The sequence below is a fragment of the Pseudomonas sp. K5002 genome, from assembly GCF_013386655.1.
Taxonomy (GTDB): domain Bacteria; phylum Pseudomonadota; class Gammaproteobacteria; order Pseudomonadales; family Pseudomonadaceae; genus Aquipseudomonas.
Map to the genome: position 1 here is coordinate 348 of NZ_JACARK010000838.1, position 3,499 is coordinate 3,846.

General features: G+C 62.0%; 3 protein-coding genes and 1 pseudogene. All 4 read right to left on the reverse strand.

Going from position 1 to position 3,499, the window contains the following annotated elements; genetic code table 11:
• Positions 1 to 735 (reverse strand): methyl-accepting chemotaxis protein (locus HX846_RS29625; protein ID WP_256740093.1); only part of this gene is annotated, 735 nt, incomplete at its 3' end.
• Between the two features lie 172 nt (positions 736 to 907).
• Complete coding sequence (locus HX846_RS40480) at positions 908 to 1,780, reverse strand: methyl-accepting chemotaxis protein (protein ID WP_371103578.1); 873 nt, start codon at positions 1,778 to 1,780, stop codon at positions 908 to 910.
• Positions 1,766 to 2,824 (reverse strand): annotated as a pseudogene (locus tag HX846_RS40485) (methyl-accepting chemotaxis protein); the annotation flags it as partial. The gene HX846_RS40480 and the pseudogene HX846_RS40485, both read right to left, overlap by 15 nt.
• A gap of 178 nt (positions 2,825 to 3,002) precedes the next feature.
• Positions 3,003 to 3,499, reverse strand: a 497-nt coding sequence (locus HX846_RS29635) for a 16S rRNA (uracil(1498)-N(3))-methyltransferase (RefSeq protein WP_178966733.1), incomplete at its 5' end; no start/stop codon positions are given.

Here is a 3,499-nt window from a genome sequence, read left to right on the forward strand (position 1 = left end):
GCTGAGTTGGGCGTCCTTGAGGCGTGTCAGGTGAGTCCGAAAATCGAGCAGGACTTTTTTCAGGGCGCTGGCGTCAACCGGCAGCGCGCCTACCGCCGCCTGGGCGCCATCCAGGGCCAGTAGCGCATCACCCACGCCCTTGGCGTAGGCGTCCAATGACGCAGCGGCCCAGGCGGGGCTCTGGGCGCGGTCTTCGGCTTGTTCCAGGGCCTGGCGCAATTGTTCCACGGCATCGAGAGCCTTTTCATCGTCTTGATTGGGCAGGTTGCTCGACAGTTCAGAGAGGCTGTCACTGCTCTGGACTGAGCTGCGCTTGAGCTGTTCACGGGCGTTTTCACGTTGCTTGATCAGCCCCTCCAAGCCGCTTAAGGCGGTCTTGAAACTGGTGACGAAGCGTCGGCTTTCCTGCAGTTGTTGTTGGTTGACCGGGTCGGTAAATCGTGGGGAAAGATCCACCAGAAACTGGTCGATCTTGTCCATGTGCAGCTCTATTTTGGACAGGCTGGCCGGGTCGTTCAGGGTGCGATAGACGATGCGATCAGCGCGCAACTCTTCGCCGACGACTGCCAATTGCGAGAGCAGCGTGAGTTTTTGGGAGCGCTCGAGGGATGCGCTCAAGGCTTGCCAGCCGGTAGAGGCGATGATCAGGCTGAGGCTGAGCACCAGGCCAAAGCCCAGGGCAAGTTTGAGGCTGATGCTGATGTTTCCGAGCAGGCGGGTCAGTGGACGAAACATGGTGAACCTCCAACGAATCAAAAGGAGCGTCTCAAGCGTCCGGCCAACAATGGTCAGGGGAGTTGAAACGCTACTTTTATTCGGCGCCAGGTGTGTGATCCACGACCTGAAAAACGCGTAGGAAATTTCACATATTGTCGGAGCGGCGGCCCTGATGGCCGCCGCAAGCGGGTCAGACCTTGAAGCGACCTACCAGGCTTTGCAGGTAAACCCCCAGGCGCGCCAGCTCGGCACTGGAAGCCGCGGTTTCTTCGCTGGCCGCCGAGGTTTGTTCGGAAACATCCCGCACGTTGAGCACGCTGCGGTTGATCTCTTCGGCCACGGCGCTTTGCTGCTCGGCGGCGGTGGCGATCTGCTGGTTCATCGCCTGGATCGCCGAGACGGTACGGGTGATGTTCTCCAGGGCATTGCCGGCCCGACGGGTCAGCTCGACGCTGCTGTCGGTCAGGCCGCGACTGTTGTCCATGATGGTTGCCACCTGCTGGGTGCCGCTTTGCAGGCCGACGATCAACTCTTCGATCTCCTCGGTGGACTTCTGCGTCCGCTGGGCCAGGCTGCGCACTTCATCGGCAACCACCGCAAAACCGCGTCCGGCTTCACCGGCGCGCGCCGCTTCAATCGCTGCGTTAAGGGCCAGCAGGTTGGTTTGCTGGGCCACTGACTTGATGACGTCCAGCACACTGCCGATCTTGTCGCTCTCACGCTTGAGATGGCCCATGGCTTCGGTGGAGTTGCCCACCTCGCTGGCCAGGCGCTCGATCTGGGCGATGGCCTCACCGACCACCTTGTCGCCTTCACGGGCCTGTTGGTCGGCGGCTACGGCGGCTTCCGAGGCTTCTTCAGCGTTACGGGCGACTTCCTGCACGGTGGCGGCCATTTCGTTCATGGCGGTGGCCACCTGGTCGGTCTCGACCTTCTGGCTGTTGACCCCGGCGCTGGTCTGCTCGGTAACGGCCGATAGCTGCTCGGCGGCACTGGCGATCTGGGTGACGCCGTCGCTGATACCGCCAATCAGCTCCCGCAGGCCCACGGTCATGCTTTGCATCGACCGTTGCAGTTGCCCCAGTTCATCCTGGCGCTGGGAGATCAGGTTGTGGCTCAGGTCGCCGGACGCCACGCGTTCGGCGACTTTGAGGGTCTGGTTCAATGGAATCACGATCTGCCGGGTAATGGCCCAGGCGGCGAGTACACCAAACGCCAGCGCGAGGGCGGTGGCCAGTAACAGCAGGTTCTTGGCGTGGGCGGCATCGGTATCACGCACCACGGTTTGCGAAGTGGTGAGTTTGTTACTGCGGTCGAGCAGGATATCGCCCTGCTCGCCCATGATTTTCATCGCGGCGGCACTGGCCACCTGGGAGTCGCGGTACTGGCTCACGGCGGCGCGGTAGGCCTGCAGCGAGACGCTGGCTTCTTGCAGGTTGGCCCGATATTGCTCGGGCAACTGGTCGTTGAGGTCGGTGATTTTCTTCAGGGCGTTGTCGATGGCATCCAGGGCCGGTTGTTCGGCCTCGACCTTGCCGCTGTAGGTGTAGCCGCGCACCTGGAAGCGCGCTTGCTGGATCAGTTTGCTCAGGTCGACCACGCTGTTGAACAGGGTGACGCTGTCGCCTTGCAGCAGGGATTTTTCCACTTCGTTGATTTTCGCGACGGCGTTGTCGGCGGTATCGCCCAGTTTGCTGCGGGCGCCTTCACGCTTGAGGCCGGCCTGCACCATGGCGCCGAAGGCTTTTTTGTATTGGCCCAAGGCATCCTGTTGCTGCTCTACCACGAGCTTGTCGTCGGGTTGCTCGATCAGGTCTGCGGCGGTTTTCAGGCCACTGTCCAGCTGGGTGATCAGGTCGTTGACCGCGCTGGTGCCTTGTTCGCCACGGCGCATTTCGAAGTCCAGTCGCGCCAGGCGCAGGTCCTTGGTCAGCCCGTTGAGGCTGGAGATGTAGCCCAGCTTGTCGCCACGGCTGATCACGCCGCTGAGGCCGGTCCAGCCGGTGAAGGTGATCAATAGGGTCAAGACCAATACCAGGCCGAAGCCTATGCTCAGCTTGCGGTTGACGCTGACATTCCCCAGTTTCTCGGCTAACCAACGATACATGCTGCGAACTCCCCTGGAACAAGGCTTGGACTTATTCAGAGCGTATCGGCAGATTCGGATGTTTCTGTAGGAGCGAGCTTGCTCGCGAAGGTCGTCAACGATAACGCGGGCATTCTGAGTGAGCGCGGTGTCCTTGAGTTTTTCGCGAGCAAGCTCGCTCCTACAGGAGAGGGCGGTGTTAGAAAAGGCGGGCGAGCAGCGCGGTGACGGCGGTTTCGACTCTCAGGATGCGCGCGCCGAGTTGCACCGGCTGCAACCCGGCCTTGGCCAGCAGGTCCACCTCGTAGGGAATCCAGCCGCCTTCCGGCCCGATGGCCAGGGTGACCGGCTCATCCAGCCCGCGAGGGCAGGGCGGATAGTCGCCAGGGTGACCAATCAGGCCGAGGGTGCCTTGCGCCATGGCGGGCAGGCGGTCTTCGACGAATGGCTTGAAGCGCTTTTCGATCACGATCTCGGGCAGCACCGTGTCCCGGGCCTGTTCCAGGCCGAGGATCAATTGCTCGCGAATCGCTTCCGGCTCCAGGAACGGCGTCTGCCAGAAGCTTTTTTCCACGCGATAGCTGTTCACCAGCACCACTCGCGGCACGCCCATGGACGCCACGGTTTGCAGCACCCGGCGGAGCATTTTCGGACGGGGCAGGGCCAGCAGCAGGGTCAGGGGCAGTTTGGCCGGCG